The sequence below is a fragment of the Deltaproteobacteria bacterium genome (genome assembly GCA_020845775.1).
Classification (GTDB): domain Bacteria; phylum Bdellovibrionota_C; class UBA2361; order SZUA-149; family JADLFC01; genus JADLFC01.
This window is the reverse complement of sequence record JADLFC010000050.1, coordinates 1-12,033: the sequence shown is the minus strand read 5'-3', so window position 1 is coordinate 12,033 and position 12,033 is coordinate 1. Positions and strand designations below refer to the sequence as shown.

At 44.7% G+C, this 12,033-nt stretch carries 13 protein-coding genes; 7 read left to right on the top strand and 6 right to left on the bottom strand.

Annotated elements, in window-relative coordinates:
* The first annotated feature begins 123 nt into the window (after nt 1–123).
* The 6 genes from IT291_03455 (at nt 124) to nuoB (ending at nt 5,817) form a co-directional block, all read left to right on the top strand.
* Nucleotides 124–489 (top strand): response regulator, encoded by a 366-nt coding sequence (locus IT291_03455; GenBank protein ID MCC6220280.1) that lies wholly within the window; start codon nt 124–126, stop codon nt 487–489.
* A gap of 54 nt (nt 490–543) precedes the next feature.
* On the top strand, nt 544–1,197 hold the full coding sequence (gene tmk, locus IT291_03450; protein ID MCC6220279.1) for a dTMP kinase: 654 nt from the start codon (nt 544–546) through the stop codon (nt 1,195–1,197).
* Between the two features lie 12 nt (nt 1,198–1,209).
* Nucleotides 1,210–2,196, top strand: coding sequence for a hypothetical protein (locus IT291_03445; protein ID MCC6220278.1), 987 nt, complete (start codon nt 1,210–1,212; stop codon nt 2,194–2,196).
* A gap of 41 nt (nt 2,197–2,237) precedes the next feature.
* Complete coding sequence (metG, locus tag IT291_03440; GenBank protein MCC6220277.1) at nt 2,238–4,235, top strand: methionine--tRNA ligase; 1,998 nt, start codon at nt 2,238–2,240, stop codon at nt 4,233–4,235.
* A gap of 33 nt (nt 4,236–4,268) precedes the next feature.
* Nucleotides 4,269–5,060 carry a TatD family hydrolase gene (locus IT291_03435; protein ID MCC6220276.1) on the top strand — a complete coding sequence of 264 codons (792 nt, stop codon included), beginning with the start codon at nt 4,269–4,271 and terminating at the stop codon, nt 5,058–5,060.
* Nucleotides 5,061–5,268: 208 nt separating this feature from the next.
* A complete protein-coding gene (nuoB, locus tag IT291_03430; protein ID MCC6220275.1) occupies nt 5,269–5,817 on the top strand; it encodes an NADH-quinone oxidoreductase subunit NuoB in 549 nt (182 codons plus the stop codon).
* A 4-nt stretch (nt 5,818–5,821) separates the two neighbouring features.
* Here the strand turns inward: nuoB and IT291_03425 are convergent, their stop codons facing one another.
* Nucleotides 5,822–6,100: a hypothetical protein gene (locus IT291_03425; protein ID MCC6220274.1), complete on the bottom strand. Its 279-nt coding sequence runs from the start codon at nt 6,098–6,100 to the stop codon at nt 5,822–5,824.
* A 256-nt stretch (nt 6,101–6,356) separates the two neighbouring features.
* The gene (locus tag IT291_03420) at nt 6,357–7,265 is read right to left on the bottom strand and encodes an AAA family ATPase (GenBank protein ID MCC6220273.1); all 909 of its coding nucleotides are present in this window, start codon (nt 7,263–7,265) and stop codon (nt 6,357–6,359) included.
* 285 nt (nt 7,266–7,550) lie between these two features.
* Between IT291_03420 and IT291_03415 the strand changes: the two genes are divergently transcribed.
* The gene (locus IT291_03415; GenBank protein MCC6220272.1) at nt 7,551–8,525 is read left to right on the top strand and encodes a bifunctional methionine sulfoxide reductase B/A protein; all 975 of its coding nucleotides are present in this window, start codon (nt 7,551–7,553) and stop codon (nt 8,523–8,525) included.
* A gap of 11 nt (nt 8,526–8,536) precedes the next feature.
* Here the strand turns inward: IT291_03415 and IT291_03410 are convergent, their stop codons facing one another.
* The 4 genes from IT291_03410 to IT291_03395 are packed head-to-tail and all read right to left on the bottom strand — an operon-like array spanning nt 8,537 to nt 11,742.
* Nucleotides 8,537–9,325, bottom strand: coding sequence for a Tad domain-containing protein (locus IT291_03410; GenBank protein ID MCC6220271.1), 789 nt, complete (start codon nt 9,323–9,325; stop codon nt 8,537–8,539).
* Between the two features lie 21 nt (nt 9,326–9,346).
* Nucleotides 9,347–9,847 (bottom strand): hypothetical protein, encoded by a 501-nt coding sequence (locus tag IT291_03405; GenBank protein MCC6220270.1) that lies wholly within the window; start codon nt 9,845–9,847, stop codon nt 9,347–9,349.
* A complete protein-coding gene (locus IT291_03400) occupies nt 9,841–10,344 on the bottom strand; it encodes a hypothetical protein (GenBank protein MCC6220269.1) in 504 nt (167 codons plus the stop codon). Before IT291_03400 ends, IT291_03405 begins: the two co-directional genes overlap by 7 nt.
* Before the next feature lie 24 nt (nt 10,345–10,368).
* Nucleotides 10,369–11,742, bottom strand: coding sequence for a hypothetical protein (locus IT291_03395; GenBank protein MCC6220268.1), 1,374 nt, complete (start codon nt 11,740–11,742; stop codon nt 10,369–10,371).
* Nucleotides 11,743–12,033: the final 291 nt, after the last annotated feature.

Sequence of the window (12,033 nt, the reverse complement as noted above, 5' to 3'; positions counted from 1 at the left end):
TTAAAGGCATTGATTCTTTCGATTCTTTATTGATAATGTGAGTATGTTTTAAGGCTCAGGACTCCTAGTTTGTTAGAGTTTATACTCCGATAGAAATGATTTCCCATAGGTGCAGTCGTTATTATGTCTAATTTTATACTGATAGTTGAAGATGATGATGATGCGCGTGCGTTAGTTGAAATGATACTCACCAATAAGGGCTATGTCGTCAAGGGTTGTGCAGGTGGAAGGGAGGCGCTGGAGGTGTTGGAGAAGGCAAATAAGCCCGCTCTTGTTCTTTTGGATGTGATGATGCCGGAAGTTAATGGCTACGATGTGTTAGTGAGCATGAAGCAAAAGCCAGAAACCCAAAATATTCCAGTGATAATGTTAACGGCTAAGAGCCAGGGAGATGATATCATTAGTGGTTATCAGCATGGAGCCGATTATTATATTCCAAAGCCGTTTACTAGTGAGCAGCTTCTCTATGGCATAAGTCTCTTCCTTTAGGGAGGTAGCGCGAAGCTCTTTTGGCGTCTAAAGATGTGTAGGTAGTTATAGAATATGTCGGGTTTTGTTGTTCTCGAAGGTGGAGAAGGTGTTGGCAAGTCGACTCTAATAGTCGAGTTAAGCAAGTCCTTTCTAGCTATGGGTGTAAAAGTTCTAACTACCAGAGAGCCAGGCGCTACGTCTTTGGGAAAAGTGCTGCGAGACTTGCTGCTAGACCCGCAAAGAAAAATAGATAAAATGGCCGAGCTTTTGCTTTTTGCAGCCGATAGGGCGCAGCATGTGGGTGAAGTAATTCGGCCTGCGATAAATGATGGAGCGCTGGTTCTTTGCGATCGATATGTTTTTTCTACGATTGCTTATCAGGGCTATGGCCGGGGAATAGACCTAAGAAAGCTCGAATTTCTAAATAGCATTGCGAGCAGCGGCTTGCTTCCGGATTTGGTTTTATTACTAGACCTTGAGCCGGAAATTGCTATTCGCCGCGTTAGTAAAAGGCTAGAAGAAGTCAAGAAATATAGCCGATCCGAGGTGTCGGAGGCAGATCGCTTTGAAAATTGCGATATGGAGTTTCACAGGGCGGTGCGTAGAGGGTTTTTAAATTTAGCAAGCGAGTTTAAAGATATTTTCGTAACTCTTGACGCTTCCAAGTCACCGCAGGTGCTGGTCAGCGAGGCACTTGCTCTAGTTAGAGAGAGGTGCGGGCTTTAGCGTTTAAAGGTCATGGACAATATTATAGGGCACAGTTCGACATTACAGTTGTTGCAGCACATGGCGTCCCGAGACCGCCTGCCACATGCGCTACTGTTTAGTGGGCCTCCTGCGGTCGGCAAACAGCTCATAGCGCGGGCCTTTGTTGTGCAGTGCATGTTGAGCATAAAAAAGCGTTTAAAACCAGCCATCGATATTGAGGCAAATTGCGAAAAGTTAGTTAGGAATGGAACGCATCCAGACTTTTGTAACATTATCGTTGAAGATGGGAAAAAGGACATTTCCGTTGGCCAGGTTAGGGCTCTTACAAAAGAGCTTTATCTTCAGCCATACTATCCAGGGTGTAAGTTTGCACTGATTAACGATGCGCATCGCATGTCTATTGCAGGCAGCAATGCTCTCTTAATGTTATTGGAGGAACCGCCACCCAATACTTATATAATTCTAGTTTCCGAAGCCGCGCATAGGTTGCCGCGCACAATAGTATCTAGGTGTCAGGTTGTTCATTTTTCTTACTTGCGACAGGAAGATCTTAGGCAGGTTATACGCAAGTTGCTGAATGCGCAGTCAGAGGAAGAGAGCATGGTTGAGAGATTGACTAGAATATGCGATGGCACGCTTGCGCCATTATGCGTAGGCGATTTTGTCGATTCTCGGAGTTTGTCTATTTTGGATAGCAATGGCTTAAAAAAACATTTGGCAAGTATTGATGTAGAATGTGCTTCGCTTCATAGGCAACTGTTGCAGATTGCCGCAAGGCACGAAAGTGCTGTTTCGATAGCAACTACTTTAGCGCAGGATGCCGATAAACAAGTTATTCTGTGGCCGGCCATTAGGACATTTGCTAGGTATGAGTTGCAGAAGGCATGTGTCGAAAGGCGAGATGTGGCGCTTTGGGCGGATTTTGGAATGCAAGTTTTATGTGCGGAGCAGTTAGTAAGAGAGCGCAATGCGAATTTAGAACTTCAACTTAGCAATCTACTGTTGCGTCAGTTATAGCATTTGCAAAAAGGATTAGAGATTCACGGGAGCTGATAATTGTGAAAAATAAGTGCGATTGTAGCGGTAGTCAGGAGAGGTATTACGTGACGACTCCGATTTATTATGCGAATGGCCATCCGCACTTGGGCAATACGTATTCGACTACTTTGGCCGATAGTTTGACTCGTTTTAACAGGTTTTTGGGCAAGGAGGCTTTTTTCCTAACTGGCACTGATGAGCACGGAGATAAAGTTTATCAAGCTGCCTTAGCGGCGAACAAGACTCCCTTGGATTTTACAAACGAGGTGAGCGATTTATTTAAAAGCACCTGGAAGGAATTGGGCTTAGAATATTCACGGTTTATCCGCACTACTGAGCCTGAGCACAAGCGAGTTGTGCAGATGATATTGTCGCGCATTTATGAGAAGGGAGATATTTACTTTGGCGATTATGGCGGCTTGTATTGCGTGGGATGCGAACGATTTTTGACGGATAAGGAGCTAGTTGATGGAAAATGTCCAGACCATCAAGTTGAACCAAAATATGTTAGCGAAAAGAATTATTTTTTTCGCATGTCTAAATATCAGGAATCGCTTATAGAACACATTACAAAAGTTGCCCCCGATTTTATTCGCCCAACTAGATACATGAATGAGGTCCTCGCGCTACTTAGGGAGCCGCTAGAGGATTTATGTATTTCTCGACCTAAGTCGCGCCTTACCTGGGGAATAGAATTGCCGTTTGATTCCAATTACGTGACCTATGTTTGGTTTGACGCGTTGATAAATTATTTATCTGGTGTTGATTATCCGGATGGAGATAATTTCAGGAAATTTTGGCCGGTGTCTGAGCATATTACGGCTAAAGACATAGTTAAGCCGCATGGCGTGTTTTGGCCGACAATGCTAATGGCTGCGGACATTCCACTTTATCGACATCTCAATGTTCACGGCTATTGGGTTACGCCTACCGGAAAGATGTCTAAGAGCTTGGGTAACGTCGTAGATCCTCTCGCCATAAAGGAAAGGCATGGCATGGATGTCTTTCGCTATTACGTTTTTCGCGAAATGGTGTTTGGCCTTGACGGTACTTTTAGCATGCCGTCGCTAGAGACTAGATACAATGCGGATTTGGCAAACAACTTGGGAAACTTAGTTAGCCGCAGCTTAGCGATGGTTCATCGCTACAGAAAGGGCGAAGTGCCCGAATCTAAACTCGAAGACCCAATGGATCTTGAACTAAAAGATCACGCACTCGCTTGCATTGGTCGAGTTAAGGAAGCTGTGCAGGCCATGGAGATACATAGGGCGTTAGAGCATATATGGGTTTTAATTGACGCCGTGAATGTATATATCGATCGGACTAAACCCTGGATTTTGGCTAAAGGGCAAGGAGATGTTTCCTCTAAAATAAGGCTCGATAACGTTCTCTATGTGCAGTTAGAAACGATTAGAGTAATAGCTGGTTTATTGACAGCCTTCATGCCAGACACTTCTGTGAAAATCCTAAATTTATTGGGTTTTAGGGGAGAAGAGATTAAAGCTGAGCAGGATTGGCGAGCTGTAAGCGAGTGGGGTAGGTTGCGGTCAAAAACTTTTGTGAACGAGGCAGAGATTCTTTTTCCTCGATTAGAAGATGAGGCAAAGGTTAAGAGCCATTCAAAGGAGGAGTTTAAGTTGGAACAATCCACTGTCAACACGGCGGCGAGTCCGAGCGAAACTAGCAATTTCGTTTCATATGATGATTTTTCGAAAGTTAGTTTAAGAGTTGGACAGATATTAGAAGCCGAGCGCGTTATAAAATCGGACAAGTTGCTAAAATTGTCTGTAGATTTAGGCGAACTATCTGGGCCACGACAAGTTATTGCCGGTATTGGAAAGTCATATCAAGCTGAGGAGCTAATAGGGCGAAAAGTTGCCGTGGTTGCAAATCTTAACCCACGAAAAATAATGGGCTTAGAAAGTTACGGCATGTTGCTAGCTACGTCGGACGCTATGGGAAAGCTTCATTTGCTCGAAATAGATGAAGCGGTTTCGCCAGGGAGTTCTATTGGTTAGTTACAAGAGATCAGTCCTTATAATCTTGGAGCCGTGTTGGAATTAATCGATACACATTGTCACTTGACTTCGTTCGATGCGGAAAGACTTTCTCAAGTGTTAATCAATGCCGAGAGTCGCAATGTTAAGAAAATGCTTTGCGTTGGTGCTGGCATGGGAGATGATTCTCCAGGTCTAGCGGTTTCTTTGGCGAATAAGTATTCAAACATTTGGGCCAGTGTTGGGGTTCATCCCCACGGGGCTGCTAGTGTTGCGAATGTTTCACATTTAAGCCGTCTCGCTGCGGACAAGCGGGTCGTAGCTATTGGGGAAACTGGTTTGGATTTTTTTCGCGATTGGGCTCCTAAGGAAAGCCAGGTAGAGCTCTTTGTAAGTAGCATTGTCCTTGCTCGTGAATACAAGAAGCCTTTAATTATTCATACTCGCGATGCCTTAGAAGAGACGTTTGCAATTATGGAGAGGGAGAAAGCCTGGGAGGTGGGAGGTGTAGTGCACTGCTTTGCGGGAGATGCGGATTTTGCAGAAAGGTTAAGAGATATAAACTTTAAAGTTTCCTTTCCCGGAAGTATTACTTTTAAGAAAGCAGATAAGCTGCGAACGGTAGTTAAGCAGATTCCTTTAGAGCAGATAATGCTAGAAACTGATACGCCTTTTATGGCTCCAGAACCATTTAGAGGTAAGGACAGTGAACCAATGCACGTCTATGAAGTGGCAAAAAAAATTGCGGAATTAAGGGAGTTACCTATCGAGGAGATTGCTAGGGTTACTAGCAAGAATGCTATGGAGCTTTTTAAATTTTGTGACTATACCGTTTCCAAAAAGTAAGTTAAATATTTTACTTTTTGGAAACGGTATTTGTTGTTTATTGGCAAGTGCTTCCGCACTTGCTGTTTATACCATTTACAAAAATCCTTTTTGTAAATGGTATAAATGGCTGACTTGCACGGAAGTGATATTGATAGGCATTTTGTTTGTGTTGTGCTAGTGTGCGTTTGCTAGAGTGATAAGTAAAATAATTAAGAAATAGCTTTTTATGTTTAGTCCTGACGAGCCTTTTATAACTACTACTTTGGATGCAGCAATTGGCTGGTGCCGCAAATATTCACTTTTTCCTTATCCATTTGTAACGGCTTGTTGTGGCATGGAGTTTATGGCTGTTAGTTGCTCGCATTACGACACTGATCGCTTTGGAGCGGCGCTTCCTCGTTTTACGCCTAGGCAAGCTGATTTGCTTTGGGTAGTTGGAACAATTACTCACAAACAAGCCCCCGTATTAGTGCGCGTGTATGAACAGATGACGGAGCCTAAATGGGTTATTGCTTTTGGAGCCTGTGCAGCTTCGGGTGGTTTTTACGATAATTATGCTACTGTGGCTGGGGTAGACAAACTAGTGCCAGTAGACATGTATATTCCTGGCTGCCCGCCCAGGCCGGAAACGATTATAGATGCCTTGATAAAATTGCAAAGGGATATTCATCGCTCCAAACAGCCGCTGTTGCCACAAGACGATACCGAGCATAGAGATTTGCTAGGTGTGTATGTTGAAGCTAAGAAGAAAGGCAGATGTGTCGGCGCACCGTAGAAAGTTAACTTTTTATGCGCTTTGGTGGCGGTCGCCGTTCGCCAATTTTTATTTCTTCTTCTTTAGGACTTATTATTTTGCTTGCATGTGCTAGCAGCAGTAGCAGAATAGGATATGCTAGCCACCGCAGCAGTTCTAGTTGTTCGTATGCAAAGCTGTAGGTTTCAATTAAGCTTTCTACAAGTGTCTTATCTATAAGAACCGAAACCCCTAGCGTCACAGTGCAAAAGAAGCATTGGTTAAACAGCTCCTTTAGATCCTCTCGCTCTTTTGGCTTTTTCATTCTTTTTGCCGTGGCCCACAAGGCAAATATAAATAGGAAGAGCGGAAGAAGAAACCAAATTATGTAACGCGTTTCTAGCATTGAATAATTTTCCAGCTATAGCTTTCCCATTGAAAGGGAAACTAATCATACTTAAGGGGTATCGTTAATTTTTGCAGATAGCTTAAGGCGTCAGTTGTTTAGGTTGGGTAAGTAGGCGTAAACACTAGGCATAACGCCCCCTTTTTGCCGATCCCTAAGCGTCCACCCAGGACGCTTAGGCGGCTTCTTGTTCGCCCCAAAGGACGCGCTTGATATAGCGGGTCTGACGCACTCCCAATACTTGTTCGACGGCAAGGACCACGGCTTTGCCAGGGTCTATTTTTTTGCCGTTTTGGCTATGGTAATCGATCATTTTACTAGCATAATTTGCAATATGAATGCCTTCGCGAACTGTAAACCTATCGCTTTCCTTGTGGGCCAATTCGAGAAAGTCAGCTACGTAGTCGAGCACTACGGGGTTAGCATGTGGTAAGTTTTGCTCCAGAATTTTTCGCTCTTCACTTCTGTCAGGAAAATCTAGGAGGATTTGGGGCTGAAGGCGCGATTTTATGTATTCCGGCAAATCAAAACAGCTCGCATCGTCGTTCATGGTGGAGACAAAGCGGAATTTGGGATGAGCTCGTATAACTACTCCGGCTGTAACAGATTCTATGTAGCGCCGAGAATCTAAAAGGGGCGCAAGAGCCGCCCAGGCCTTTTCCTGCATGCGGTTACCTTCGTCAAATACGATTACACCGCCTACGATCATAGCGGTTACCAAGGAGCTCGCTATGTAGTGAACTGTCGAAGTTTCTTTTCCCGTCTCAACTATTACAGTGCTAATGAGCACGTCATTTGGTTGTGTGTCCGATGTAGCCTGGAAGAAAAAGACCGGCTGATTTAGCATCTTTCCTACGCTGTAAGCCAAGGCAGTTTTACCAACCCCAGGTTTACCGATTAGGCGTGGATTCATTGGAGTCGAGTCGCCTCCAGAGCAATGCCAAGAGGCTAGCAGTTGATCTAGGACGCCACTATTGCCGACCCAGTTAAAATCGAGTTCTAATGGGCGAGCAAGGCGAATGCGCAAACTGTCGATTTCGACATGGGCAATGTCAGTAGAAGCATCTACCTCGATCTTCTTCATGAGATCTTCGGCTTTTACCTCTGTTTTTTCCTTGCTCATATTAGAGATTGTTAAAACCTTTAGTAAACCCACTGTTTCATTAATAATAGTTATGCTAATCTTTTACTTTAACGTTACATCACTGCTCGTTTCTATAGGTGCAATTACTTGAAAAAGTATACTTTTTGGCCTTGTATTTTTGCATTAGCCCTGCTTGGTTACGGTTTTTTGGTTTGTGGCATTGTTTTGGCTGAGGATATTTTAGGGGAGGGGCTTAGTATTAGAAAGCCTCTTACAAAGAAAGATATGGAAGACATAAAAAAACGCCTAACGCCTTTGCAGTTTAAGGTTACGCAGGAAGAAAAGACGGAGCCGCCGTTTGACAATTTGTATTGGGATAACAAGGAGCCAGGCATTTATGTGGACATAGTCTCTGGCGAGCCGCTTTTTAGCTCCTTAGATAAATACGATTCAAAAACCGGTTGGCCCTCTTTTACTGTTCCGCTTGTGCGTGAAAATATTATGGAGAAATCTGACCGGAGCTTATTTGGACAAGAGCGCATTGAGGTTCGCTCTAAAAAGGCAAATTCTCATTTGGGGCATGTTTTTCCCGATGGGCCAGCGCCAACTTTTCAACGCTATTGCATTAATTCGGCAGCTTTGCGCTTTATTCCACTTAGCGAGATGGAGAAGGAAGGTTATGGCGAGTTTTTATCGCTATTTCAATCTCTGCCTGGGCAGGAAGATGCAAAAAGTGCCCGCAGCGAGTCATTTCAGACCGCTGTATTTGCCGGTGGATGCTTTTGGTGCATGGAGGCGGATTTCGAGAAGCTAACTGGTGTAATATCGGTCGTTTCTGGTTATAGCGGTGGAAATGTAAAAAATCCCACGTACGAAGAAGTTTCAAGTGGAATTACGGGTCATGCGGAAGCGGTAGAGGTAACATTTGATTCCAGAGTAGTAAGCTATGAGGAGCTACTGCAAGTGTTTTGGCGAAGTATTGATCCGACGGTTAGGAATCGGCAGTTTTGCGACGTAGGCTCGCAATACAGGACGGCTATTTTCTTTAATGGCAAGGAGCAAGAGGAGATTGCATTAAAGTCCAAGGAAAAAGTCGCTAAAAAGCTATCGCAAGTAGTTACAGAAGTAGTGCCACTAGAAAAATTCTATCCAGCAGAAGACAACCATCAGGATTACTACAAGAAAAACCCCATCCGCTATAAATTCTACCGCCTAAATTGCGGTCGCGATAAAAGGCTTAAGGATATTTGGGGGCGCTAATAGACTAGCTTCTAAGGACCGCCAAGTGTAAATATTTTTGGTGGAAATGTGTTTAGAGCTGCTATGCTTTGTCTACTCACTGCATTAAAAAATCCCCCGCCTCCTGGTATTAGCCCCAATAGAAACGTTGGATATGGATTAACCGTTAGCTGCACGCGCGTAGCATTTGCAATCCATGCGATATTGCAACCGAGGGGTGGGTCAACTGTGCCGGGCACAATCTCATTGCAGTTGCGATTTTGCCTAAGCTCATTAGGGATTACGCGAGTTGCGAAGTCGCATGTAGCTTCTAGTTTTACAAATTTATAAACCTTGGTAAGTGGATTAGACGCTACCCACATAGGCTTATCCGTGCCGCAATTGCCAGTGTGTTCAGTGGCGTTTGTATCTATATTGCCATAAAAACCTCTTTCTATTACTACGTGCACATTTCCCATTTGGTACGTTGTGCTTTGGTATTTTGAGGAGCCACTTTCGAGGGAATCTTGATCGCTTACTATTTCTGTATCCTCAAAGTAACCCGGGCTCGCTGCCAGGCCGTCGGAGCCAAATATCATGCTTTTTCTTAAAGTGTTGATAGCTGCTCTCTTTGCCGCTAACCAACCCGACATGGTTCCATCCAGGCGCGAAGTTGACGCCAAGGCCACCGCATCTGCAGTTGTTTGGAGGGTGGTATATGCTAGTTCGGCCCGTCCCATTTCAACTACTAGCGTAGCAATAATTGCCATTATGGGAATTACTCCTAAAACCATAACCACTAGTGTAGCGCCATTTTCGTTACTTGTTCTATTAAAACACACTGCGCGCATCTCCTGCTAAGCCTAAATACCGTTACTGCCCGTGCAATTAAAATCTCTGTTCTCAACCACTAGTTCAGTTGAGGTATTTGTAATCCGAGAAGTGTCAGAGAGGAACTTGCAAAGCCCGCAATTTGTTGGTTTCGATGAATTGACATTTACAATCCACTCGCCGATGTTGTCAGATTCACCAAGGCTAACAGTTATGGTAGCATCGGCAAATTCCGGAAAACTGGAGGTTAGACTTGTTTCAGCCGCGGCTTTTAGCGATGCGGTTATTTCGTCGCAATCGTTTGTTCCTTGTGGTTTGGAGAGTTCTGCCGCTGCCATTCGCGCGACAGTTGACATCGCATAGTTATGCAAGCTCCGCTCGTAGAGAAATAGCGATATGTCAGCTACTCCTCCCACTAGTATGAAAATAAAGCCTAGCGATAGAGTGATTTCTAACATTAAGGTGCCTGACTCATTTTTCGAGACTTTGCGGACTTGCATGTTTGAATTTAGGTTGTATTTATTTGTCAACATGGCACTTCCATTGCATATATGCTTCGAGTGTTTAGAGCGAGAGTAGCTAGCAAGTTTTCCCAGCAGTATTTGCATTTTGCATCCCCCGCCCGGCTTGCCGATACCTGAATGTAGTAGATTTGCACCTCATCCTCTACGTCTGTAACTACTGAGGCAGTAAAACCCCAGCCGTCAACTATGGCGTTTGACTTAGTCAGGTAGTCACAGGCTAGTTGAACTGCCGTCTGCGTTACCGTTGGAGTATCGCCTGGATCATATGGGCAGGATGTAGCGCTGCTCGCTGCCGCCGTGCAGGCAGTAGAGCCGATGTCGGCTGCGTAAGCGGCGGCGGTTCTAGCTCCATGCCGGCTTGCAATTGATAGCGATGTGATTTCAGCGAGGTTGTGGCCTAGTGTCATCGTGCCGGCGCCAAATGCCAGTAAGACTCCAAAGAAGAGAGTTAGCTCCAACAGGGCTACTCCCCTTTGAGAGTTTTGCTTGTCAATGCGTGCAATCATCGAACTAACTACCTCTTGCAAACACTACTCCACAATTACTGGCCTCTCAGTTGGAACGCAACAATCCGTATTATCGGTTCCGCAGCAACAAATAGTCGCCTGATGCCAGCCCGAATCATTGGCATTAACCTCAAAATGCGGATCCCACCTCATTCGGTAAAACCCACCGGTTGCAGCATCGTATACATTACTCAAAGGAACTCGATCCGGCTTGATTCCACAGGCGTTGACACCGTCACAGTCGCCACCTGCTGGGGCGGGCAGATTATTTTGAGAGAACGAGCAAGTAACGTCGTAGCTCGCTTTGTCACAGCCCTTGTTTGCCCATAGTACAGCAAGTGGCTGAGTTCTGTAATTCCAGTCGTAACAGATTGAAGTGCCATTGTTGCAAGTAGTCTTGTATTGCCCGCCGCCCGCTACGAATTCCACACCCGCTACATTGCTTTTGCATGAGACGGTATTATTGCGCGAATAGTAAGTCAGCTCAAGTCTCGGCTCCTGATAGTTGCCCCAAGTGTCTGGTCCGCCATGATAGGTGGCTGTGTTTACATATTCGCCCTTGATGCGGCAAGTGTATTTGTTTTTTGTAGCATCGTACGCTTTTATGTCTCCAGAGGTTTGCTGACTGTCAATGCCCACCGGCTTGGTGTTGTATAGATACTGCTTGCCATTCTTTTTGTAGGGGAAAAACAATATTTGTGGATTATATTTGTGGATTGCAGCGTTTGTATCAGCTAAATCGCGATTAAAGATTGTGAATTTGTGTTCTCCAACGGAAGTGCATCCCATATTGCACCTGATCTGTGGACATAAACCTTCGGGCATATTTTCGCAGCCAGGCTGACCTACCTTTCTGCAGCAAAACCGCTTCTCCATAACGACATCATCCGTGCCATTGTTTAATTTTAAAGAGAACCTACTACCAGCGGTGGTGCACTTTCCAACGATTGTGGGGTGTTCTCCGCAAGAGTTTACGAGAACTGGAAATGTTTGGGCAGAAAGATCGCAAGCTGGCGGGGTTGGACCATTCTGCGCTATCACTATAGCGCTATCAGAAGTGACGTTATTTTTATTGATCGGTGTCATCAAAGTGATGCACTCCCACTGTTGTGTCGAGCTTGTGTAGATGTTCGCATTAGAAGTTAGCCAGTTTGAGTAATAATTTGGGGCCGTACCATAGCTACAGCTCAGGTAGTCGTCTTGATTAGTTATCAGCTTCCAATCGATCGTGTAATTTGAAAAGCCGTTAAACGTGGTGCCACAGCCATCGGGTGGTGGAATATAGTCCTTGTTACATGTATAAGGTCCAGGTGGTGGGCCAGCGAGTAGATTAGCAGGGAGTAATGCAATTGCAGTTAAGCATAAGAACGAGAATAGACTGCTTCGTAATGATTTCATGTGATGCCTATATGTGCCCCAAAAGTAGTCCTGTTAACCGCAGGTGTATTGCTTAGAAGTGTTTTCGGCTTATTTGGCAATTTACTTTAGAGTAGTGGGGGCTTATTGCTGCTAGAAAAACGTTGACGTGCTAGGAACGACCGCGGGCTTTTTTTGGTGGGCGCGTAGCCCAGTAGTGGTGTAATTATCTCGAAATTATTAGAAAAAAAGCTCTTTTACTCTCAGTCTTCTCGTTTGCTAGTAGAACCAGCGATAGGTAGCTCTATGCAAAACGTAGTGATAAATTTGTTA

Excerpts from the sequence above, each read along its gene's own strand:
- IT291_03455 (MCC6220280.1), top strand. The coding sequence starts at position 124 with ATGTCTAATTTTATACTGATAGTTGAAGATGATGATGATGCGCGTGCG.
- tmk (MCC6220279.1), top strand. The coding sequence starts at position 544 with ATGTCGGGTTTTGTTGTTCTCGAAGGTGGAGAAGGTGTTGGCAAGTCG.
- IT291_03445 (MCC6220278.1), top strand. The coding sequence starts at position 1,210 with ATGGACAATATTATAGGGCACAGTTCGACATTACAGTTGTTGCAGCAC.
- nuoB (MCC6220275.1), top strand. The coding sequence starts at position 5,269 with ATGTTTAGTCCTGACGAGCCTTTTATAACTACTACTTTGGATGCAGCA.
- IT291_03425 (MCC6220274.1), bottom strand. The coding sequence starts at position 6,100 with ATGAAAAAGCCAAAAGAGCGAGAGGATCTAAAGGAGCTGTTTAACCAA.
- IT291_03420 (MCC6220273.1), bottom strand. The coding sequence starts at position 7,265 with ATGAAGAAGATCGAGGTAGATGCTTCTACTGACATTGCCCATGTCGAA.
- IT291_03415 (MCC6220272.1), top strand. The coding sequence starts at position 7,551 with ATGGAAGACATAAAAAAACGCCTAACGCCTTTGCAGTTTAAGGTTACG.
- IT291_03405 (MCC6220270.1), bottom strand. The coding sequence starts at position 9,847 with ATGTTGACAAATAAATACAACCTAAATTCAAACATGCAAGTCCGCAAA.
- IT291_03400 (MCC6220269.1), bottom strand. The coding sequence starts at position 10,344 with ATGATTGCACGCATTGACAAGCAAAACTCTCAAAGGGGAGTAGCCCTG.
- IT291_03395 (MCC6220268.1), bottom strand. The coding sequence starts at position 11,742 with ATGAAATCATTACGAAGCAGTCTATTCTCGTTCTTATGCTTAACTGCA.